This window comes from Nodosilinea sp. LEGE 07088 (assembly GCF_015207395.1).
Lineage (GTDB): Bacteria > Cyanobacteriota > Cyanobacteriia > Phormidesmidales > Phormidesmidaceae > Nodosilinea.
This window is the reverse complement of sequence record NZ_JADEWX010000011.1, coordinates 47,806-69,096: the sequence shown is the minus strand read 5'-3', so window position 1 is coordinate 69,096 and position 21,291 is coordinate 47,806. Positions and strand designations below refer to the sequence as shown.

23 protein-coding genes and 1 riboswitch are annotated in these 21,291 nt (G+C 55.2%); of the genes, 14 read left to right on the top strand and 9 right to left on the bottom strand.

Features of this window, described 5'->3' with window-relative positions; translation table 11 throughout:
• The first annotated feature begins 303 nt into the window (after positions 1-303).
• The 4 genes from cobM to hypB all read left to right on the top strand — a co-directional run bounded on the left by cobM (position 304) and on the right by hypB (position 3,986).
• Complete coding sequence (gene cobM / locus IQ254_RS05015; RefSeq protein WP_228040180.1) at positions 304-1,191, top strand: precorrin-4 C(11)-methyltransferase; 888 nt, start codon at positions 304-306, stop codon at positions 1,189-1,191.
• Positions 1,192-1,228: 37 nt separating this feature from the next.
• Positions 1,229-1,367, top strand: a riboswitch (guanidine-I (ykkC/yxkD leader).
• A gap of 103 nt (positions 1,368-1,470) precedes the next feature.
• On the top strand, positions 1,471-2,667 hold the full coding sequence (locus IQ254_RS05010) for an agmatinase family protein (protein WP_193965070.1): 1,197 nt from the start codon (positions 1,471-1,473) through the stop codon (positions 2,665-2,667).
• A 9-nt stretch (positions 2,668-2,676) separates the two neighbouring features.
• Positions 2,677-3,045, top strand: coding sequence for a hydrogenase maturation nickel metallochaperone HypA (hypA, locus tag IQ254_RS05005; RefSeq protein WP_193965069.1), 369 nt, complete (start codon positions 2,677-2,679; stop codon positions 3,043-3,045).
• Between the two features lie 191 nt (positions 3,046-3,236).
• On the top strand, positions 3,237-3,986 hold the full coding sequence (gene hypB / locus IQ254_RS05000) for a hydrogenase nickel incorporation protein HypB (RefSeq protein WP_193965068.1): 750 nt from the start codon (positions 3,237-3,239) through the stop codon (positions 3,984-3,986).
• 68 nt (positions 3,987-4,054) lie between these two features.
• Here hypB and IQ254_RS04995 read toward each other — a convergent pair whose 3' ends face one another.
• The gene (locus tag IQ254_RS04995) at positions 4,055-4,576 is read right to left on the bottom strand and encodes a 2TM domain-containing protein (protein WP_193965067.1); all 522 of its coding nucleotides are present in this window, start codon (positions 4,574-4,576) and stop codon (positions 4,055-4,057) included.
• A 173-nt stretch (positions 4,577-4,749) separates the two neighbouring features.
• On the opposite strand from IQ254_RS04995, the gene IQ254_RS04990 reads away from it, so the two are divergent.
• From IQ254_RS04990 to IQ254_RS04980, 3 genes are all read left to right on the top strand, one after another.
• A complete protein-coding gene (locus tag IQ254_RS04990; protein ID WP_193965066.1) occupies positions 4,750-5,133 on the top strand; it encodes a CU044_2847 family protein in 384 nt (127 codons plus the stop codon).
• A 542-nt stretch (positions 5,134-5,675) separates the two neighbouring features.
• A complete protein-coding gene (locus IQ254_RS04985; RefSeq protein WP_193965065.1) occupies positions 5,676-6,278 on the top strand; it encodes a hypothetical protein in 603 nt (200 codons plus the stop codon).
• A 69-nt stretch (positions 6,279-6,347) separates the two neighbouring features.
• Positions 6,348-7,433: a glycosyl transferase gene (locus tag IQ254_RS04980; RefSeq protein WP_193965064.1), complete on the top strand. Its 1,086-nt coding sequence runs from the start codon at positions 6,348-6,350 to the stop codon at positions 7,431-7,433.
• Between the two features lie 85 nt (positions 7,434-7,518).
• Here IQ254_RS04980 and IQ254_RS04975 read toward each other — a convergent pair whose 3' ends face one another.
• A complete protein-coding gene (locus IQ254_RS04975) occupies positions 7,519-8,373 on the bottom strand; it encodes a hypothetical protein (RefSeq protein WP_193965063.1) in 855 nt (284 codons plus the stop codon).
• Between the two features lie 215 nt (positions 8,374-8,588).
• Here IQ254_RS04975 and IQ254_RS04970 point away from each other — a divergent pair, with 215 nt between their 5' ends.
• On the top strand, positions 8,589-9,803 hold the full coding sequence (locus IQ254_RS04970) for a DPP IV N-terminal domain-containing protein (RefSeq protein ID WP_193965062.1): 1,215 nt from the start codon (positions 8,589-8,591) through the stop codon (positions 9,801-9,803).
• On the opposite strand, the gene dusA is transcribed toward IQ254_RS04970, so the two are convergent.
• On the bottom strand, positions 9,765-10,850 hold the full coding sequence (dusA, locus tag IQ254_RS04965; protein ID WP_193965061.1) for a tRNA dihydrouridine(20/20a) synthase DusA: 1,086 nt from the start codon (positions 10,848-10,850) through the stop codon (positions 9,765-9,767). The genes IQ254_RS04970 and dusA overlap by 39 nt on opposite strands.
• Positions 10,851-11,140: 290 nt before the next feature.
• On the opposite strand from dusA, the gene IQ254_RS04960 reads away from it, so the two are divergent.
• A complete protein-coding gene (locus IQ254_RS04960; RefSeq protein WP_193965060.1) occupies positions 11,141-11,518 on the top strand; it encodes a DUF2237 family protein in 378 nt (125 codons plus the stop codon).
• On the opposite strand, the gene IQ254_RS04955 is transcribed toward IQ254_RS04960, so the two are convergent.
• Together IQ254_RS04955 and nadC are read right to left on the bottom strand one after the other, a co-directional pair.
• Positions 11,510-11,836: a heavy metal-binding domain-containing protein gene (locus IQ254_RS04955; protein ID WP_193965059.1), complete on the bottom strand. Its 327-nt coding sequence runs from the start codon at positions 11,834-11,836 to the stop codon at positions 11,510-11,512. The two genes, IQ254_RS04960 and IQ254_RS04955, sit on opposite strands and share 9 nt — an antisense overlap.
• Before the next feature lie 23 nt (positions 11,837-11,859).
• Positions 11,860-12,732: a carboxylating nicotinate-nucleotide diphosphorylase gene (nadC, locus tag IQ254_RS04950; RefSeq protein WP_193965058.1), complete on the bottom strand. Its 873-nt coding sequence runs from the start codon at positions 12,730-12,732 to the stop codon at positions 11,860-11,862.
• A gap of 437 nt (positions 12,733-13,169) precedes the next feature.
• Here nadC and IQ254_RS04945 point away from each other — a divergent pair, with 437 nt between their 5' ends.
• Together IQ254_RS04945 and IQ254_RS04940 are read left to right on the top strand one after the other, a co-directional pair.
• On the top strand, positions 13,170-13,451 hold the full coding sequence (locus IQ254_RS04945; RefSeq protein WP_193965057.1) for a 4a-hydroxytetrahydrobiopterin dehydratase: 282 nt from the start codon (positions 13,170-13,172) through the stop codon (positions 13,449-13,451).
• A gap of 495 nt (positions 13,452-13,946) precedes the next feature.
• Positions 13,947-15,386, top strand: coding sequence for an iron uptake porin (locus IQ254_RS04940; protein WP_193965056.1), 1,440 nt, complete (start codon positions 13,947-13,949; stop codon positions 15,384-15,386).
• A 102-nt stretch (positions 15,387-15,488) separates the two neighbouring features.
• On the opposite strand, the gene IQ254_RS04935 is transcribed toward IQ254_RS04940, so the two are convergent.
• Positions 15,489-15,911 carry a gamma-glutamylcyclotransferase gene (locus IQ254_RS04935; RefSeq protein ID WP_193965055.1) on the bottom strand — a complete coding sequence of 141 codons (423 nt, stop codon included), beginning with the start codon at positions 15,909-15,911 and terminating at the stop codon, positions 15,489-15,491.
• Between the two features lie 320 nt (positions 15,912-16,231).
• Here IQ254_RS04935 and IQ254_RS04930 point away from each other — a divergent pair, with 320 nt between their 5' ends.
• The 3 genes from IQ254_RS04930 (at position 16,232) to IQ254_RS04920 (ending at position 19,612) form a co-directional block, all read left to right on the top strand.
• The gene (locus IQ254_RS04930) at positions 16,232-17,209 is read left to right on the top strand and encodes a UDP-glucuronic acid decarboxylase family protein (protein WP_193965054.1); all 978 of its coding nucleotides are present in this window, start codon (positions 16,232-16,234) and stop codon (positions 17,207-17,209) included.
• 82 nt (positions 17,210-17,291) lie between these two features.
• A complete protein-coding gene (locus IQ254_RS04925) occupies positions 17,292-18,680 on the top strand; it encodes a UDP-glucose/GDP-mannose dehydrogenase family protein (RefSeq protein WP_193965053.1) in 1,389 nt (462 codons plus the stop codon).
• A 101-nt stretch (positions 18,681-18,781) separates the two neighbouring features.
• A complete protein-coding gene (locus tag IQ254_RS04920; protein WP_193965051.1) occupies positions 18,782-19,612 on the top strand; it encodes an SWIM zinc finger family protein in 831 nt (276 codons plus the stop codon).
• Here the strand turns inward: IQ254_RS04920 and IQ254_RS04915 are convergent.
• From IQ254_RS04915 to IQ254_RS04905, 3 genes are all read right to left on the bottom strand, one after another.
• Entirely contained in the window at positions 19,609-20,391 is a 783-nt protein-coding gene (locus IQ254_RS04915; RefSeq protein WP_193965049.1) for an HpsJ family protein, read from the bottom strand. The genes IQ254_RS04920 and IQ254_RS04915 overlap by 4 nt on opposite strands.
• Before the next feature lie 150 nt (positions 20,392-20,541).
• Positions 20,542-20,790, bottom strand: a complete 249-nt coding sequence (yidD, locus tag IQ254_RS04910) for a membrane protein insertion efficiency factor YidD (RefSeq protein ID WP_193965047.1) — start codon at positions 20,788-20,790, stop codon at positions 20,542-20,544.
• Between the two features lie 62 nt (positions 20,791-20,852).
• A complete protein-coding gene (locus tag IQ254_RS04905; protein ID WP_193965045.1) occupies positions 20,853-21,212 on the bottom strand; it encodes a gas vesicle protein in 360 nt (119 codons plus the stop codon).
• Between the last annotated feature and the right edge of the window lie 79 nt (positions 21,213-21,291).

The window sequence follows — 21,291 nt, the reverse complement described above, 5'->3', positions numbered from 1 at the left end:
GAGTGGGGGAGCGGGGGAGTGGTACTTAATTTTCGCAGTGCTAGGGCAATGCACTAGCGACTATAACCGCCCAAAATCTAAAATCTAAAATCCAAAATTCGCTCCCCATCAACCCATTATCTAGCCTTCAGCCATAAGAAAAGACCCCCGAGTTAGCTATCCTCAGGGGTCGAATCAGGGTGCATCTACCGCTTCTATCTCCTAGGGCAGCCGCTTAATTCCGGCGAAATACCGAGGGTTCACGGATACTTGAAACAAACTGGCTATGATGCAGAGGCTGTGTGAATTGTTGACATTTGCTCTATGGCTAGCCCCGTGACCTCCTCTAGAATTCAAAATTTTCCTTTGGGTGCTGCTTCGCAGGTCGCACCCCTAGCGTCGGGGGTTTACATCGTCGGGGCCGGGCCGGGCGACCCAGAGCTGCTGACGGTCAAAGCCCAGCGGCTATTGAGCCAGGCGGATGTGATTCTCTACGCCAACTCTTTGGTGCCGCAGCAGATTTTGGCTTGGACTCGCCCCGAGGCCGAGCGCATTGGTACCGCCACCATGACGCTGGAAAGCATTTTGCCTTTGATGATTGAGCGAGTAAAGGCCGGAAAATCGGTAATTCGCCTGCAATCGGGCGACCCCAGCCTCTACAGCGCTATTCACGAGCAAATTCAGGTGCTAGCGGAGGCGGAGGTGCCCTTTGAGGTGGTACCAGGCATTAGCGCTTACCAGGCGGCGGCGGCTAAACTAAACGCCGAGCTGACCATTCCAGGGCTGGTGCAGTCGATTATTCTCACCCGCATCAGCGGTCGTACCCAGGTGCCCGAGGCAGAGGACCTCGCCTCGTTAGCGGCCCATAAAACTAGCCTGTGCCTGTATCTGAGCGCTCGCCATGTGGAGGCCTCCCAGGCGCAGCTGTTGCAGCATTATGAGCCCGATACCCCAGTGGCGATTTGCTTTCGGATTGGCTGGCCCGATGAGCAGCTGATGGTCGTCCCGCTCTCAGAGATGGCCAAAACCACTCGCGAAAAAGACCTGATTCGCACCACGCTGTATGTGATTAGCCCGGCGTTGCGGGGGCAAAAGGTGAGGTCGCGCCTCTATAACCCCGACCACACCCATCTGTTTCGTCCCCGGGGAGAAATATCCACGCTTCCCCTCGACCTCGCTCAGGGCGTGGATGTTGGTCAGGCGGATGCTTGACCAGAATTGGCCCTCGGCTTAGAGTAGCTGCATGAAAAACTTATGCCTCTAGGGTTCCGGTTTGGCTGGTTAGGCCAAGCGGCTGGTCCGAGAGAGGCGGGTTAGCGGTGCGATGGTCAAAGACCGACCCCAAGGGGCGATCGCTAATTACACGGCGGGATAAAAGCCCGGGAGATATAGAGAAGTGTGGAGACTCAGCTTCTTGATCTCCTGGGCTTTTTGGCCAATTTCTCTAGATTTGCGATTTACTTGGCTCAGTGCAACCCTGTGAGGCCCTCCATGACCACCGACCCATCCAATGATCCCGTATTTCAAAGCCCAAACGGGGCTTCCTCAGAGGCCCAGCGCGCCTTGGAGATGGAAGCGCGCCTACCGATGACGGGGTGGCAGCAGGAGGTCTCCCAGGGGCTAGAGTACGGCCTGGAGGCGGCAGAAAGTATTCGCGATCGCACCATTCCCACCTTCTCGCGGGGCGAGCTGCCCCACTACGCGGGCATTAACACCTTTCTCAAAGCGCCCTACATCGAAGACGTGCGCAAGGTGGGCGAGTACGACGTGGCGATCGTTGGCATTCCCCACGACTCGGGTACCACCTATCGCCCCGGCACCCGCTTTGGCCCCCAGGGCATTCGCCGCATTTCCGCCCTCTACACCCCCTACAACTTTGAGCTGGGGGTTGACCTGCGCGAAAATATCACCCTCTGCGACGTGGGCGATGTGTTTACGATCCCGGCCAACAACGAAAAATCGTTTGACCAGATTTCCAAGGGCGTGGCCCACGTGTTTGCCTCCGGTGCCCTGCCGATTTTGCTGGGGGGCGACCACTCGATCGGCTTCCCCACGGTGCGGGGCATCTGCCGCCACCTGGGCGACAAAAAAGTCGGCATCATCCACTTCGATCGCCATGTCGATACCCAGGAAACCGACCTGGATGAGCGCATGCACACCTGCCCCTGGTTCCACGCCACCAATATGGCCAACGCCCCGGCTAAAAACCTGGTGCAGATGGGCATCGGCGGCTGGCAGGTGCCCCGCCAGGGGGTGAAGGTGTGCCGCGAGCGGGCTACCAACATTCTCACCGTCACCGATATCACCGAAATGGGCCTGGATGCTGCCGCCGACTTTGCGATCGCCAAGGCCACCGACGGCACCGACTGCGTGTGGATTAGCTTCGATATCGACTGCATCGACGCGGGCTTTGTGCCCGGCACCGGCTGGCCCGAACCCGGCGGTCTGCTGCCCCGCGAGGCCCTCTACCTGCTCAAGCGCATTGTGCAGGAGACCACCGTCTGCGGCATTGAAGTCGTAGAAGTCTCCCCCCCCTACGACGTTAGCGACATGACCGCGCTAATGGCTACCCGCGTGATCTGCGACACCATGGCCCACCTGGTCGTCTCGGGCCAACTGCCCCGCCGTGAAAAGCCCAGCTATATTCACGAGGAGGCGAATATGGCTGTAGATGAGCCCTGGCAGTAGGACAATCCCATGCACGAAACCGACATGACCAAGGCCCTGATTCTCACCGTGCGCGACTGGTGGGAGGCACAGCCGGGGCAGCCTGCGATCGAGAAGGTTCATCTGACGGTGGGAAAGTTTACCTGCGTAGAGCCGGTGAGCTTGCAGTTTGCTTTTGAGGTGCAGACTAAGGGCACCTTTTTAGACGAGGCCGAGCTGGTGATTCGCGAAACATCACTGATCGCCTTTTGTCACCCCTGCCAGGCCGAATATCAACCCGAAATTGGCCTGCAATACGCCTGCCCCACCTGTAAGGCACCGATGGACGATATTCGATCAGGGCGAGAGCTGAAGATCGATCGGGTGGAGTATGCCGAGGTTGAGGTTCCTCATACATAGCGTTCCACAGGGAGATTCCCACCGTAGGGGCATTGCAGTGCAATGCCCCTACGAACGCCCTCAGAGACAGATAGCCAAATATATCAAAATCCAAAATCTCCAATCCAAAATCCCCTAGACCCACCCCTACCCCTCCCAAGAGGGGATCTAGACAATCCAAAATCGCAAATCCCCAATCCAAAATCCCGATCATGCACCAAACCTTCGACGCTGCTTTAGGAATCGACCTGCTCCACGTCAACCAGACCGGGGCCGACCACAACCGAGCCCACTTCGACGCCTGGGGCATCACCTGCATGAACGTGATGAGCAGCCCTGGGGCGGGCAAGACCGCGCTGCTGGAGCGGACGCTGGAGAGTTTGCATCAGGAGCTGGCGATCGCGGTGATCGAAGGCGACATGACTACCGAGCTGGATGCCGATCGCCTGCGCCAGTACGGGGTGCCCGTGATCGCGATTAACACGGGGCGATCGTGCCACCTCGACGCCAAGATGGTGGCAGGTGGAATCCACACCCTGGAGCACAGCTACGACCCGAATGCGCTTGATCTGGTACTGGTGGAAAACGTCGGCAATCTGGTCTGTCCCGCCGAGTTTGAGGTGGGCGAGCACCTCAAAGTGGCTCTGCTGAGCGTCACCGAAGGGGAAGACAAGCCCCTGAAATACCCGATCATGTTTCAGGAGGCCGACTGCCTGCTGATTACCAAGGTGGATCTAGCCCCGTATCTGGACGTGAGCCTTGAGCAGATTGCCGCCAACGTACGCCAGATGAACCCCCACGTCACCATCATTCCGGTGTCGGCCAAGACAGGAGAGGGGCTAGAGGAATGGTTTGGGTGGGTGCGATCGCGCAGCGTCGCCACTGGCGAATCGCGCAGCGTCGCCACTGGCGAATCGCGCAGTGCCTCTGCGGAGGAATCACGCCGCCACGCCCACGCCTAGGGTGGGTTCACGCCAGCGCTGCACCCTCAAGGAAGCTAGACATGCAGCAGGGCGAACGGCGTTCGCCCCTAGGAGACCCTAGATGGTCCAAACAGCCGCCGCACCGCGCCACCCACAGCTCGCTTCATCTGCTGTTGGCGTCGCCAGCGCTGAAACTCCTGCTGATACATGTATTCGTTAGAGCGATAAATGCGCCAGGCATTCCAGCTTAACTGCAAGCCCCAGGGGCCAAAGACCAGGTATAGCAGCCAATTCCACAGCCAGCCACCCGTAACTAGCTGAAATACCAGCACGCCGCTGCCAACAATCAAAAACTGAGCTAAATCATGCTGAAATCGCTGCTTGCGCTGGCTGTCAAAAAGCTTTTGGTCAGCGAGTTCATACTTCTTTGTGTCCCACTCGCGCTCCGCTTCGGCGATGGTATCGGCGGAAATTCCCAGTTCATCGGCAATTTCTAACAGTTGAGCCCGGGAAAGCTCGCCTGACTCAGTTTGGCGAGCGATCGCAATGCTTAGGATCTGCTGGGCATCTTCGGCGAGGTATAGAAACTCACCGTTGCTGGCGTCAGCATCCGTCGTTAAATCAGCCATCGCCGCCCTGCCGAAACTCCTCTTTTTCTTATAGACAAAATCTGGCGCTTTAGGGGATCGGTTGGGGTACGGAAAACCTGTCGGCACAGACTTCAGCGGCGGCATGGTGGGCGCTACATTGGCTGGGGAATCCTAGCGTTTGGATACGCATCTTAACCATCGGAGTGTGCACTATGACCCAGCTGGTACCAATCCGCCTAGAGGATGGCACCGAGATTTACATGGAGGCCACCGACGACGTGGTAGCTCCCGACTCGGCCTCAAACGGCGCAGATATCTACGGCGAAACGACTCGCACCGCCAAAGGAGTGAACTGGGGAACAGCCAACCAGGCCGCTCAGATTCACGCCGCCCAGAGTTTCAAGGCCATTGAAGGCACCATCCGCACCTACACCAGCTACACCATGAATGCCTTCAAAGACATGGCCACCGCCAACGTCGAAAAAGTCACCCTGGAGTTTGGCCTCAAGGTCGGCGGGGAGGCAGGAGTTCCTTACGTCACCAAAGGCACCGCAGAGAGCAATCTCAAAATCACGGTCGAGTGCTCATTCAACTGACGCTTGAGCCACTCAGGCAACTACATTTCACCGGGTACTTGTTGGGGCGCTACGCTTGGGCTAGCACTCACCCAACAAATGCCCGGTTTTTTCTGGCTTCGGGGCAGCAGGCGATCGCAACCGTCAGCCGGTCCACCGATCCAAGGCTGCCGTGCCTCAATCGGGGGGGTACTCGGCAGATTGGTTGTGCCACTTCTTGGCAAATGTATAATAATTTGACGATAAGCCTAAATAATGGGAGCGCTATCTCAACAGAGCTCTGGCTAAATATCCAATTAGCTAGGTCTTGATGACGGCTCTTGCCCCATAGAATAGCTCTCAGCCTGTTTGTTCAACCTCGCATCGAGCTTGAAGACTTAGCTCTCCTGACTCGAAGTTTGACACCCTTTCCTGAGTTCGCCACCGATTGCACCTGAAGATCTAACCCACTACAACCGCACCCAAGGGCACCACCACACCAAGGAAATCAGATTTTGCAGGGATTGACGAGGGAAAAACCTATCTTAATCACCTGTTGCGTCGCTGGCGGGGCACTGGTTGTTTTGTCGCTTATTGTGCGATCGGGTACAGGGCAAGAACCTTCTCTACCACCACCGCCCAGCGCTGAGAGCCTCAACATTCAAACGGTTCCAGTACCGCCGCCACCCGGCGTTAGCCAAGAAGTCGCCCAAGATCGCCTAGAGCGCGATTTAACTCGGCAGCAAGACCTGGTCGGCAGTTTACAAGACGAACTCAAAGCCCAGCAGGACTTAGCAGACGATCTAAAAACCCAGCTCGAACGGCAGCAGGCTGAAACCGATAAAGTGCTTGAGCAACTCGACACCTATCAGGAGGCAGTGGAATCAATGACCTCTCAGCAGGTACGCCTGATTGAGTCGATTCCACGCAATAACGAAAACCAAACTATGCTGCTCTGGGGCATTTTAGGATTATTTTTGATCCTGATGCTAGCGGGTGGCACAGCGTTTGCCATTCTTGCCGTGTGGCTCATGCACCTACAGCGCCGTACTTACCAACCACCGCCGGTCATGTACCCTATGCGCCTACCACCTAACCCCTATCTCTACTACGAAAGGCATCCTCTGCCGCCGCCGGGGCAGCAACACCCCTTTGTGCAGTACGACGTTAAACCCTACGAAGAATAGCTAGCACGCTAAATACTGGCCTCGCTTAAGGGCAGTTGGTCGTGGTTCATTGTTGACGAGCAGACGATCATGCCCCGGCCAACGCTCTATGTTTCCATTACTAATCACGGCTTTGGCCACGCCACCCGCGCGGCCTCTCTGGCGGCCAGTGTTAAGGCTTTAGCGCCAGACGTAGACTTGGTGCTGGCGACCACAGCGCCTCAGTGGTTATTGAACCAGTATTTACCGACAGTCTACGAATATCGTTCAGTAGCCGTCGATCTTGGGGTAGTCCAGGCCGATAGCCTGACCATGGACTTATCCGCTACCCTGGCTCAACTCCAGGCTATTCAAGCCCGCCAGCAAGCGATCGTAGCCGCTGAATCAGCTTACCTCAAGCAGCGAGGTATCACTCTGGTGATAGCCGACATTCCTCCTCTGGCAACGGCGATCGCCCATGCCGCCGATGTGCCCTGCTGGATGGTCAGTAACTTTGGCTGGGATTTTATCTATCGCAGCTTTGGCGAGGCATTTGCAGAGAGTGCCGACTGGGTTGCAGCCTGCTTCAGACAGTGCGATCGCCTCTTTCACCTACCCTTTCATGAACCCATGGCCGCCTTCCCGGTGGTTGAAGAGGTCGGCCTCACGGGCGGCAATCCTCGCTACAGCTCGACCGAACTGTACCAGCGCTTTGGCCTCAAATATCCCCGAGAGCGTACCGTTTTACTGACCTTTGGCGGTCTCAATCTTCAGGCGATTCCCTACCCCGATCTGGCGCTGTTTCCCGATTGGCACTTTCTTACCTTTGACCAAGCCGCCCCGGAGCTACCTAACCTGATCAAATTGCCCAAACAGGGCGTTCGACCGGTCGATGTGATGCCTCTCTGCAGTCGAGTTGTCTCCAAGCCAGGGTTCAGCACCTTCTCCGAAGCCTGTCGCCTCAATGTGCCAATTATCACCCTAACCCGTAACGATTTTGCCGAAGGCCCGATCTTAGTCAATGGCATCCAAGACCACAGCTGGCATCAAGTGCTCACTCCCAGAGAGTTCTATCAAGGGCAGTGGCATTTCCTCACTCAACCCCTGCAACCACCCCGTACATCCAAAGCTCTGCCCACGAATGGTAACGAGCAGATTGCCCAGGCTGTGGTCAATTATCTCAACCTCAACCGGTAATCTCTCCGCTCCCATCGAGCGCTGACACCACCCCAGAGCCGCATCCCTGGAGCTGAGCTGGTCGCCCTCACCAGCCACCGTTGCGCTATTTCTTACCACTCGGCAGCATCGGTGCCCCTTGGTAAGGCATGGGAATATACTGCACCGTAGGCCGCCCCGTCATCGGTTGAGGGTAGAGATCCATCAGGCTATAGATTTCCAACGGCAGGCCCACCGTTACGGGTAGGCCCATATCTGTCGCTTCTTCCACCGAAATTGGATAATCATGGGTCACCTGCCCCGTGGTGAGCCGGTCAATGATTTTGTCGATCGCGGTGGGGGATACTTTCTGCTGCGGCACTGAGTCTTCCAGCAGCGTACGCACAAACCGCTGCACCTGGTTGATCGCTTTGCGCGCTACATCCGCCGTCACCAGGGTCTGATCATCAATTTTTTCTAGGGGTTTAGCCTCCAATACCTTGAGAATGCTCGCCGCTGCCACATTCCCCAACTGCGGATCCACTGGCCCCAGCACCGCATTTTCATCCATCACAATTTCATCGGCGGCCATCGCCAGCATCGTGCCACCGCTCATAGCATAGTGGGGCACAAATACTGTCACCTTGGCGTCATGGCGAACGAGCGCCCGAGCAATTTGCTCGGTAGCCAGCACCAAGCCACCGGGGGTGTGCAACACCAGATCAATGGGCACGTTCGACGGGGTCAGGCGAATGGCCCGCAAAATTTGCTCTGAGTCCTCGATATTAATAAATCGGGAAATGGGAATGCCCAGCAGGCTAATCGACTCCTGGCGGTGAATCAGCAGAATCACCCGACTACCTCGCTGCTGTTCGAGATTGCGAATGGCCGCCAGTCGACGCGATTCGACCATACGACGCTGAATAGCGGGCTGAAGTGAGAAAAAAATCAGAAATACCAGAAACAGACTGATGAAGGTCATGGGCTAACGAATAGATACAGCACTGGAGCCGGTTCTCGGCATTTTGCCCTAGCCCTGACGTGGCGGCGCAGCTACCTCCAGGGGTTGTATCTCTAGCATCGCAGAAATCAACGGACGAAGGGGAGACTCGGGCCATGACTCACTCCCCAGACGAGCGCACCTTCAGTCCAAGCCCTGGTTATGATTAGCAATGGATAACTAAAGGATGTGAAACTGTGATTCATTCTGCTGTAGCAGGGCTCACCACTGGGCTAGTTATGTTCATGGCAGCGGTAGGCCAAGCGGCCGAATTGTCTTTTACCACCCCCGATGGTCTGTTTCGCATTGAGCCCAGCACGAGCGATCGCCAGCCACTCATGCCCACCAATAGCGATCGCACCCTGAACACGGTGGCCTGGTCTGCCGACGGGCAACACCTAGCGGTAGTGCAAAACTACAGCGAAGTCTACCGCTTCGAGCCAGGGTCAACAGAGCCAGAGCTTGTTTTCACCAGCGACTGCGATCGCCCTCCCAATATTGACCTGATCTGGCAGATGGGCAGCGAGACTTTAGTGATTAAGCAGCACTGCCCGCCCCCTACCGCTGGGTTTATAGGCCAATTCAACCTGTTTCTCAGCTCTCCCACGGGCACGTTAACCCCGCTCAACCTACTGCCCGACCCCCCCGACTCAGAGGTATTTTTGGCTCCCGACGGCACTCAAGTCGCCTATGTGGCCAACCAACATATCTTTATTGCCCAGCTAGATGGCAGTTCGCCCCGCCGCATTACCCAAGAGCCCGGCACCTATGGCGCGGCCGGTAGCCCGCTAGCCTGGTCGCCCGACGGCACCCGGTTAGCCTTTTACGAAGGCAGTTACCCATTTCAGCGCCTCAATGTGATCGCCGTTGACGGGAGCGATCGCCGCGTGCTCACCCCCGAGCCCGATTTTCAAATCTACCGCAGCCGCGTGCTGTGGTCGCCCGACGGACGCTATATCGCTTACTATCGCCCCCACAACCCACCGCTGAGTAACCAAGAATCAGTTGCCCTGGTCAACGTCAATACCGGTGAAACCCAGGCGCTTACCCGCCCCGGCTTCTACGATGCCCTCAGCTGGGCTCCCAATAGTCAGCAAATTGCCATAGCCGCTGGGGTACAAGCTGAGCAGCAAACGCTATTTCGGCTCGATCTGATGAACCAGGAGTTTACCCCCCTGACCGACCAGCCCCTACAAAACATCCTCGACAGTCAGTGGGCCCCAGACGCCAGTTGGATTGCGTTCACCGCGACCCCTACCGACGATCTCCTCGGCACCCAAATCCTTTATCGAGTGCAGCCCGATGGCACCCAACTCGCCCCCCTGACCGGTGCTGACGAATATGTCTATCCCTTTACCTGGATCCCCACCTCCCTAGGGCCGAGCACCCAGGGGGTCGGTCAGACGCCCTAACTGAGCCTGAATCTCGCCCTGGCGCAATACCGCCCCTAGGGCTCGCTGCACCACCTCTACCCCAGCCCCAGGCCGACTCGATTCTGTCGTTAAAATTTGCTTCCACAGGCGACTGCCCGGCTGCCCCGCAAACAACATCAACATATGACGGGTAATTTTGTTGAGCTTGAGCCCCTGGGTTACCCAGGCATCGATATAGGGCAGCATCGCCTCAACCACCTGCTGCCGGGTAGGCGCGGGGCGGTTGGCCGACCAGCGGTTTGATGGCCAGAACCGTTGATCGACGGCTGAGAATAGATGAGGATGATCATAGGCCGCTCGCCCAATCATCACCCCATCGACCTGGGTCAACTGCTCCGTGACCTGTTCTAAATCAGTAAACCCGCCGTTGATCTCGATCCACAGGTGGGGGAAAGCACCCTTCAGACGGTGCACATCGCGGTAGCGCAGGGGTGGCACGGTGCGGTTATCTTTGGGGCTTAACCCCTGTAGCCAGGCCTTACGGGCATGGACGGTAAAGTGGCGACAGCCGACTTGGGCCACGGTGTCGACAAAGTGCACCATGTCTTCGTAGCGATCTAAGTCATCAATACCGATGCGGTGCTTAACGCTCACAGGTAGGGGGCTGGCCGCCATCATCGTGGCAACACAGTCGGCTACTCGGTGGGGCTGGGCCATCAGGCAGGCGCCAAAGTTACCGCTGCGCACCCGGTCGCTGGGGCAGCCCACGTTGAGGTTGATGGCATCGTAGCCAAAGTCAGCGGCAGCCCTGGCGCTAGCCACTAGCATGGTGGGGTCGTCGCCCCCGACCTGTAGCACCAGCGGTCGTTCCGCTGGCGTAAAACTCAGCAGGCGATCGCGATCGCCGTGCACAATCGCCTGGGCCGTCACCATTTCGGTATACAACAGCGTGCACTGGGTAATCTGCCGCATGAAGTAGCGGTAGTGGCGATCGGTGCGATCCATCATCGGTGCGATGCTGATCGGTACCGCGATCGCGGCTTCTCCCCAGCGCTGGGCTTTCAAAGCTTTAGTCTCTGTGTCCATGAAACCGGGCTTTTTTGTCACTCTTGCAGTTTACACCGCCCACTTTATGCTCCGCGCAACGCCCCCGACAGCAGCCATCGTTGCTTTCTTGACATAGCCCCATACTAGCCAGTCTCACCCCTCAGCTCAGGCTCTTTAGTCTACAAACATGACCCTCAATCTCCCTCTCGGGCACCGATGCCTTCTATAACTTTAAGGCCAAGCAAAAACGGAGGGCTTGGGGTAAATTAAAAGCGCATTGCCTGTACTCATAAGCTTTTTATTCTCCACACCAATAAGGAACGGTTTTTATGGCCAACGCGACCAATGTATTGGGAACTGAGCTAGTCCCCTGCTCAACGGCCCCTGTCACTGGCTATTACCGTGACGGCTGCTGCAACACGGGCGCTGGCGATTATGGCGTACATATTGTGTGTGCTCAGATGACCCCCGAGTTTCTGGCCTACACCAAAACCCAGGGCAACGACCTCTCTACGCCAGTACCGGCCTTTCAGTTTCCAGGCCTCAAGCCAGGCGATCGCTGGTGTCTGTGCGCCCCCCGTTGGCAAGAAGCCCTTGAAGCTGGAGTTGCTCCTCCCGTGGCGCTCAATGCTACCCATGCCCTAGCGCTAGAGCATGTCTCCCTGGCCGATCTTAAAAACCATGCCCTAGATACCGACCTAGCCTAGGCGCACCGCCGTGCCGCTAGCCGCCACCATCAGCATGTTGCCACCATTGTTGATTTCCAGAGATTCGTAATCAATATCGACCGCAATAATGGCATCGGCCCCTAGCTCTTTAGCCGCCTGCATCATTTCTTTAATGGCGGTATTGCGGGCCTGGCGCAGGGATTGTTCATAGGCCCCCGATCGCCCGCCGACCACATCCCGAATACCCGCAAAAAAGTCCTTAAAGATATTCGCACCCAAAATTGCTTCACCATTCACCAGACCGCAGTACTCAACTACCTGGCGACCATCCACATTCGGGCCTGTCGTTACAATCATTGGTTTCCTCGGGGTCTACCCTATTACAGCGACACCATACGCATACTAATATCTAGCCACGGGGAGCGGGTAACCGGGGCACTGCTAGAGATAAAGTCCACCCCTGTTGCCGCGATCGCGGCCAAAGTCTCCAGAGTGACGTTACCAGAGGCCTCTATTTTAATCTCCGGCCGAGCCGCGCGAATCCGCCCCACCGCTGTCTGCATCATGGCTGGGGCCATATTGTCGAGCATAATAATGTCCACCGGGCAGGTCAGCGCTTCCTCAACCTGATCTAAAGAGCTGGTTTCCACTTCAATCGTCATCGGGTAAGGAATCGCCGGGCGAATCTGGGCCACCGCCGCCCGAATGCCCCCAGCCGCCGCGATGTGGTTGTCTTTAATCATCACCGCATCGTCGAGCCCCAGGCGGTGGTTGATCGCTCCCCCCACACGACCGGCGTACTTTTCGAGCTGGCGTAGCCCAGGGGTCGTCTTGCGAGTATCCACAAACCGAGTGGCGGTAGGAGCCAGGCTATCCACATACTGGCGGGTAGCCGTAGCAATGCCGCTCAGGCGCATGACCAAATTCAGGGCAACCCGTTCGCCGGTCAGTAGAGTCGCCAGATTGCCGCTTAAAGTAGCGATCGTCATATCCCTCTCACAGGTATCGCCCTCATCCACCCGGTGCTGAAACGTTACGGCGGTATCTAGCTGCTGAAATAGACGCTGGGCCATGGGAAGCCCAGCCACAACCCCCGCCTCTCGGGCCACCCAGATCGCCTCACCGGGCCGTTCCACCAGTTCACCCAGGCCAACAGTCGTCCAATCACCCCGCCCTACATCTTCATCGAGCCAGGCATGTAGCCAATCCTTGAGGGCAGGTTCAGGGATAGAAATAGGGCGATTCAGCGGCATAGAGATCGGGTCCCAACGAATTGCTCTTATTAACCCAGACCCTTGCCATCGACGCAATTTCTGCCGCGGCCAGGAAAATTGTGCTAATTTACGGTTAATGCCGCTGTTACGGCAGCTAGCCCCATAGTTTTTACCGTTTAGGATTCAGGAGGTGATGCCCATGCAAGAGAGTAGTAAACGTGTGGGTCTTCAGGTTGAGACCAGCCGGCTGTGTGCCGGGGCTGTGCTCTAGCTTCAGTGTTGATTGCTACGGCAATTAGCTAAGCTCTCGAAGCTGGCTGAACCAGGGTTCCTCCCGGCAGTCAGGTTCAACCTAAGATCCAACTAGACCGCCCCTGCCCCGGAAGCTTGTCTTCCCCTGGCAGGGGCGGATAGCTTTTAAATGGGCAATGTGCCTGATTTTTATAATATGTAAGGGCAGTTGCCCCTAAACATTTATGACAGCCCTACTTAGCGATCGCGATATCCAAACCAAGCTCAGCCACTTGCCTGACTGGAGCCTGAGCGATAAGACGATCACCTGCACCCGCAATTTCAAAGACTTTGTCACCGCCATTGCCTTTGTCAACCAGCTGGTTGAACCCGCCGAAGCCGCCGGACACCACCCCGATATCCAAATTTCCTATAACCGTGTGGTAATTAGCCTCTCTACCCACGATGCGGGAGGACTGACAGACAAAGACTTTGCCATGGCGACGACGATCTCCAGCTTAGACTAGACCTAGTTTGCCATCCTCCACGGCTCAGACTAACGGCCAGCCCTAGTAGCTTGCCTTATACACCGTCGTCATCGGGCTACTGGTTGCAATAGACAAAGCGTTTTGTAACGTTTAGAGGTGCTTTAGAGCTAAGTTAGCTCGAAAACACCTCCCATTCGATATCATGCGAACTGGTTCCCGATTCAAGGCCATTGCACTTCATTATTCAGCAACTTTAAGTTTCCCTGCTTGAAGATTTACTGAACGCCTCTGGGAACCCTACTTAGGTAATGCTCGTCATGTGATGGGTAGGTGGGTTCTTGGTCACGTGACCAAACTTATCTAGCCGACACAGAGCATATCTGCTAATATCAGTTTTGAATGTACATTGAGGTTTCGGTTAGTCTGGCCCATTAGTGGGTTAGTGCGATCCTCTTTCGATTAGAGTTGGCTTCGGCCAAACCTGCTGATACGTACACGATAAGCCTTGTATAAGGTGTGAGGAGAAAATACCGAATGGCTAAGTTATTTTGGCAATCTTTATTGGCCGTACCCGCTGCTCTGGGTGCTGCTGTAGCTGTTTCTGGCTCTGCGATCGCGGCTGAAGCTGCATCCACCGTTGAAGTCAGCAACTTCGATCAGGACTCTGTTCAGCTGGCTCAAATCACCAGCGTTTCTGAACTGACCGACGTTCTACCTTCCGACTGGGCTTTCCAAGCTCTTCAGAGCCTGGTTGAGAACTACGGTTGTATTCAGGGTTACCCCGACCGCACCTTCCGCGGTCAGCGCAGCATGACCCGCTTTGAGTTCGCCGCTGGTCTCAACTCCTGTCTCGACGTGATTGCGACCCTGATCGCCCAGTCTGGCATCGACCCCGATGACCTGGCTACTATTCGTCGCCTGCAAGAAGAGTTCCAGGCTGAACTGGCTACCCTACGGGGCCGCGTCGATGCTCTCGAAGCTGAAACCGCCACCCTGCGTGCCCAGCAGTTCTCCACCACCACCAAACTGCGTGGTCAAGTGGACATGCACCTGGTCACTCCCATCGATACGGTTGCGACTGACACCAGCACCAGCGTAGCTAGCCGAGCTCGTCTAAACTTCGACTCCAGCTTCACCGGCAACGACCGTTTGCGCATTCGCCTTCAGGGTGCTCAGGGTAATGCTGTTAGCAGCGGCGTTCTAGGTGGTCTGGCTAACGCCTCTGGCGGTAGCTTTGCGTCCGTTGTTGTTGACGACTTCTACTACCAGTTCCCCGTTGGTAGCCGCATCACCGTGACGGCCTCTGCCAACGGTCTGCAGGGTGACGACTACGTTACCAGCACCATCGTTCCCTTCGATGGCCCCTCCGTGGCTGATGCTGGTGGTCCTCAGTTCTATGATGCTGGTGGCAGCAGCTCCAATGGTGCCGGTGTTGGCCTCAGCATTGCCTTTACCGATAACCTCGTGCTCGACGCTGGCTATACCGCTGGTTATGCTGGTGCTTCTAGCCCGACGGTGGGTGTTTTTGCAGCCACCAGCCAGAGCTACATTGCTCAGCTGAGCTACCTCAGCGATGGCTTCCTGGATGTTGGCGCGACTTACCTCCACAACGACCAGTTGGGTGGCACTGACACCTTTGCTGGTCTACTCAACCTTGACTTCGGCAACTTCTTTGTCGCTGGCCATGGTGCCTACAGCACCTTCACTGGCGGCAATGACTTCAGCTGGACGGCTGGGGTTGGCTTCAATGACCTCTTCCTTGAAGGCACTCAGTTGGGTATCTATGGTGGTCAGCTGCCTAACTTCACCATCGGTGGCGAAAATCCTCTGCTGATTGAAGGCTACTACGAGATTCCCTTCAATGAGTTCCTGACCATCACCCCCGCTGTCATCTACGGCGATCTCAACACCAACGTTGCGGGTGCCGATGATACTGGTTTCTGGGGTGCTCTGCGGGCCACATTCCGCTTCTAGGTTGACCAAATCAACCCTGCGTTTAGCTAGACTTTTCTAGCGATTAAAGGCTCTGCCGAGTTTGGCAGAGCCTTTTTGTATTACAAGGTAAATTCAAAGGGCCTAGGCTTCAGTCCAGCAGCCCTCAGACAGCCATTGCCCCCCCAGGGCGATAACGCGATCGCGGTTCATGGTGTAGACCCAGGCCAGCCCCAGCGATCGCCAATGATGGTCATAAATCAATTGACGGTGCCGCTGGTATTCGCTGCTGTCAGGGCGATCGGGATAGTATTCTTCAAACGCATCAATCGCTTTGAGACAGTCTGAATCAGGAAATGTTAGCAGCACCCCCCGTACCCAGCCAACTTCTAAAGTCATGGCCGGGTAACCCAGGGGTAAATGGTAGAGCCGACCATGGGTTTGGGCAGGCTGAGTTGCGATCGCAAAGGGTTGGCAAAGTTCAACAAAGGCACGTTCACCCGGTTTGAGTGTGCCGTAAGCAAAGATACAACAACGATCGTTCCCAGAGCTAAAATCAGCTGGCATTTTACTCACATGGGCTAAATCATCAATCAGCGCTGTCTAACAGGGTGTCAACGTAAGTCGAGACAAGGCGTGGCGTGGGGAATTCAGGAGCTAGGAACCAGAGGACCGCGCTCCTAGCTCCTGAATTCTTACAGCTGCCTAGAAAATTTTCCGCGTTAAGTTGGTACCCGTCTAGCGCGCAAAACTTCATAAAGAGTTAGTCATTTAGTCAACCTTACAACTTGGGTAGTTTAGATATATCAACACAATCCGGGCATGCAAGTAAGCTGGTGTAGAGCTGCTTGGTTGTAGTTTAGTCATCCATTGCTGGTTATTGACCTATGAGAATCCTCGTAACTGGTGGAGCCGGGTTTATTGGTTCCCACCTAATTGATCGCCTCATGACCGCAGGGCATGAAGTGATTTGTTTAGATAACTTTTATACTGGCCATCGCCGCAACTTACTGCACTGGTTCAATCATCCTTATTTTGAACTGATTCGCCATGATGTAACCGAGCCTATCCGGCTTGAGGTCGACCAGATTTATCATTTGGCCTGTCCTGCATCGCCCGTGCACTACCAGTACAACCCAGTCAAAACCATCAAGACCAACGTCATGGGCACACTCAACATGCTGGGATTGGCCAAGCGAGTTAAAGCGCGGTTTTTGCTGGCATCCACTTCTGAAGTGTATGGTGACCCTGAAGTACATCCCCAGCCTGAAGAATACCGGGGTAATGTTAACCCCATTGGCATTCGCAGCTGCTACGACGAAGGTAAACGTGTGGCCGAGACCCTAGCCTTCGACTACCATCGCCAGAATAATGTCGATATTCGCGTTGCCCGTATCTTTAACACCTACGGCCCCCGCATGCTCGAAAACGATGGCCGGGTGGTCAGCAACTTTGTGGTTCAGGCTCTCCAGGGCATGCCCCTGACTCTCTATGGCACTGGGGCTCAAACCCGCAGCTTCTGCTACGTCTCGGATCTAGTAGACGGGTTAATGCGGCTCATGAATGGCGATTACATTGGCCCGGTTAACTTGGGTAATCCCGATGAATACACTATTCTGCAGCTTGCCCAAACGGTACAGTCGATGGTTAATCCCGATGCTGAGCTGATCTATAAACCCCTACCCCAAGACGATCCTCAACGTCGCCAGCCCGATATCACCAAAGCTAAAACTTTCCTAGATTGGAGCCCCACCGTACCCTTGCAGGAAGGTCTGAAGCTCACTATTGACGATTTTCGCGATCGCACCCAAGCTGGCGATAAGGCTCTAGAAAAATCAGCGTTGCACTCTGTCACAGCTTCCTAAGCCAGCAAGAGCTCCAGAAGATAGACTGTTCATCGACAACAGCTCAGTTATCAACATTTCATAAAAGTAAAGGGTATTTTCTATGCGCGTATGTGTAATCGGTACAGGTTATGTGGGCTTAGTCACTGGTGTTTGCCTCGCCCACGTTGGCCACGATGTAGTGTGTATTGATGTCAACGAAGAAAAAGTCAAACTCATGCAGTCTGGGCAGTCGCCCATTTTTGAGCCCGGTTTATCCGACCTGATGCAGTCATCGATGGCAGCAGGTCACCTACAGTTCTCCACCGATCTTAAGGCAGGGGTCGAACATGGTGATGTCCTCTTTATTGCCGTAGGTACACCGGCTCTGCCAACAGGCGAAAGCGACACTCGCTATGTTGAGGCTGTTGCTAAGGGCATTGGTACTCACCTTAACGGGGGGTATAAGGTCATTGTGAATAAATCGACCGTACCCATCGGCTCTGGTGACTGGGTACGCATGATTGTCCTGGATGGCGTGACTGAACGGCAGAAAGTTGCGGTACCTGCGGGTGGTGTTCCTAACACCACTCACCCTGAGGTGAGCGCTGACTTTGATGTTGTGAGCAATCCTGAATTTTTGCGCGAAGGATCGGCAGTATACGATACCTTTAACCCCGATCGCATTGTGCTCGGCAGCAACAGCCCCCGTGCGATCGAAATGATGAAAGAACTCTACACCCCGATCGTAGAGCGTCGTTTTGCTGAAGACTCAGCGGCTACACCGGTACCCGTTGTCGTGACCGACCTCAGTTCAGCAGAAATGGTCAAGTACGCGTCTAACGCATTTTTGGCCACCAAAATTAGCTTTATTAATGAAGTCGCCAATATCTGCGATCGCGTTGGGGCAGACGTTACCCAAGTTGCCCAAGGCATTGGCCTCGATTCTCGCATTGGCAAAAAATTCTTGCAGGCGGGCATTGGCTGGGGCGGCTCTTGTTTCCCGAAAGATGTTTCAGCCCTCATTCACACCGCCGACGACTATGGCTATGAGGCCCAGCTGCTCAAGGCTGCCGTTGAAGTGAACAACCGTCAACGCCAAATCACCCTTGAGAAACTTCAGCAGGTACTCAAGATTCTCAAGGGCAAAACCGTAGGTCTACTCGGGCTTACCTTTAAGCCAGATACCGATGATATGCGCGATGCTCCCTCGCTGATTTTGATTGAGCAACTCAATCGCCTCGGTGCCAAGGTTAAGGCCTACGATCCAATCGTCTCTCAGAGCGGCCTCCGCCACGGGCTGAGTGGCGTTAGCGTCGAGACAGATGCCGCTCATTTAGCCGATGGCTGCGATGCCTTAGTGCTAGTCACCGATTGGCAGCAGTTTAAAGCCCTTGACTACGCTGCTATGGCTCAGCGTATGCACAGCCCAATCCTGATCGATGGACGCAACTTCCTCGATCGCGAGGCCATGATCCGGGCTGGATTCCAATATCTGGGTATTGGGCGCTAAAAGACCCGTTCATGATCTCTATTGACTACAGGCCTGGGAACCGTTACTAGTTCCCAGGCCTGTAAACTTAAAGGGAAGAGCCACAGGTTTTGTATTTTGCGATGACATCCTATCAGCCTGCCCCTAACCTTACCTACGCCCTGGATGATGAAGCCTGGTGGGTACAGCGCTGGGTCGAACTCCTCAACACTTACAGATTCAAAAAGCGCTTAGAACGAGGGCGCATCTATGCCCGAGAGGGGCATATTCTCAGCCTTGAATACAAGGGCTCAAAGGTAACAGCCCTAGTACAAGGCACAGCTGAAGAACCCTATAAGCTATCTATTTGGCTCGATGCGTTTAGTGACGAAGACTGGGACTATGTCATTGACTCACTATCAGAGCAGGCAATTTATTCAGCTCAGTTGTTAGCGGGAGATATGCCCGCAGAGATCGAGGCTATTTTTACCGCTAACGGGCTGAGTCTTTATCCTTTCAATCTGTCTGAGGTGCACTCTAAATGTAGCTGCCCCGACCCTAAGAACCCATGCAAGCATATCGCAGCGGTATATTACCAACTCGGCGACCTCTTTCGAGAAGATCCCTTTGTCTTATTTCGGCTTAGGGGGCGCAGCCGAACCAGCATTTTAGAGGCTCTACGCCAGCGACGGCAGAGTCTCACAACGTTGTCAGAAAACTCTATCACTGAGAGTCAGGCCAACCCAGCTGTTGAGTCAATTGCTGCCGTTGAAGACCTTAAGTTACAGGGTTTTTGGACCTATGAAGCACCTTTAGACACGGAGTTGGTAGTCATCACCCCCAGTGAGACTACCGTCTTAGATGTGCTGGGCAAAATACCCCTTCCGCCCGAAGAGGCCGCGATTGTCATGGCCCACCTGCGTGAGGTGTACCAGGCAACAACTCAGCAGGCCATGATGCAAGCCCTGGGTTAAGCTGATTGAGTCAGTGAGAGCAGCCGCCGCAAGCCCAGCCAGCCAACGATAGAATAGCCAGCAGCCAGCAGCAGGCTAATCACAGAAACACGAATCCCTGAACGCCAAGCCTCAGTTTTTACACGGCGCTCAGCTTCGGCCCGGCGAGTGCCAATTTCAGCTTCAATTTGCTGCTGAGCTTGATCAGCTCGATCCTGCAAAAATTCCGCTAGACCATCAGGATTATCACGATATTGCTCAATATCTGGAGGCAGTTGGCCACTTTGAATTGCCTGGGCCAGTAAATCTTCGTTTTGGAGTAGCGCGCCCAGCTGAGTTTGCTGTTGGCTTAATTCGGTAGATAGCTGCTGCTGCATCTGGGTGGCCGCTTCGCCAGCTTCTGTACTCACTTGGGTTAAGGCTTGCTGACTCGACAGTCGCACAGCATTCAAGTGCAGCAAGCTTAGAAGCAGGTAAGCAAACCCTAGTACACTAGCTAAGGAACATACCCAAAAGCGGGCGTCAGCGGTCAAGCTTTTGCGTTGGCTAACACGACCCACAAAGCTATCAATCCAAAACCCAGCCAGCAGCAAAGACATACCCACCAGAGGCACAATGCCACGATCAACAAGTTGAGTAGTGGTAGCCAATTGCCACTGAGTATTGGTCAGGTTAGGTGGAATCAGCAAGATAAGAAAGTCTAGCAGCGCTGACAATATGGCGATCGCGCCAGCTATCTTCAGAGCGATTGCTGCTAGGGGAGACACCACCGGGCTAGTAATAGCAGGTTCAGAGGTCATAGGGTTGGTCGATTGCTACAGGTATCCATTTTGCCCTGGCTATGGCAGAAAACGACAAAACCGCCACAAAATATTGAGCTTTAGCAGCGGGGCCGAAGCCCAGATCTATCTTGCCAACCTAATCCTGGTAGATTGACAACCAGCCGGGCTCTAGTCAGATTCATGAGATTTTGGCTCACTATCTGGCCCTTCGGGCACCGGGTCATAACCGCCAGGATGAAAGGGATGACAGCGCATGACGCGCCGCATGGCTAGCCAACTTCCCTTCATGGGGCCAAACCGATCGATCGCCGTCAGAGCATACTGCGAACAGGTGGGCGTAAACCGACAGGTGGGTGGAAACAGCGGCGATAGCAGCCGTCGGTAGCCATGAATGAGCAATAGCAGGAGTTGCTTCATAGCTCTATTCTATCGACTGGCTGGGCCTGGAGATACGCTCTATTGGCGCAGGCTGTTTAACTCTAATAGTCCAGCATCAAGGTGCTGTAGTCTTCAGGGGCCTGGCGGCTGTTGCGCTCGGGCAGGTATACGTTAGCGTTGGGGGCAAAATTGACACCCTGGGGCTTGGCTGTACCGGGCTTTGGAGCTGGCTGACGCAGGTTAGTGGCCTGGGCATCTAGCCCCTCAGTTTCCTGGTTGATTTCGGCGAGGCGATCGCAGAGCCGCTGACGACGCTCGTCAATGTACTCTAGCTCCTGCTCAAGGCGCCTTTTCTCAATGGTGAGCTTGTACATGTCGAGGTAGTGAGTCGCCTCGGTGGCCTGGCGGGGCATGGTGCTCACCTTGGGGAAAATTCGGCGGGGGGCGCGTTTATTAGTCATAACAGTCTCCGGGGGCTGAACTAGAGTTCACTGCCCTAGTTTGCCCGTTGACTAGGAGGAATTCCCAGCGCCTGACAAT